Origin of the sequence: Pantoea sp. SIMBA_079 (assembly GCF_046940275.1) — a bacterium.
GTDB lineage: Bacteria > Pseudomonadota > Gammaproteobacteria > Enterobacterales > Enterobacteriaceae > Pantoea > Pantoea borealis.
In genome coordinates this window covers 1-232 of sequence record NZ_JAWRYR010000976.1, presented here as the reverse complement: position 1 = coordinate 232, position 232 = coordinate 1, and the positions used below count along the sequence as shown (strand labels likewise).

At 57.3% G+C, this 232-nt stretch carries 1 protein-coding gene; it reads right to left on the bottom strand.

Going from position 1 to position 232, the window contains the following annotated elements; genetic code table 11:
* Nucleotides 1-232: catalase (locus tag SB719_RS22850; RefSeq protein ID WP_412160139.1), on the bottom strand; the 232-nt coding region annotated here is incomplete at both ends.

Genomic DNA, 232 nt, shown 5'->3' with positions numbered 1-232 from the left:
CGGTCTCGGCTTCCGCATTAGTCCAGTGCCTGTGGCCCTGCATGGTCTTGAAATGGAACTTGACCCAATAGCGCTCACCGGCATCGTTCCAGAACGAATAGGTGTGAGAGCCGTATCCGTTGATGTGACGGACGTCCGTAGGCAAGCCGCGATCCGACATCAGGATCGTTACCTGATGCAGGCTTTCCGGTGAGAGCGACCAGAAGTCCCACATGGCTGTCGCTGAACGCAG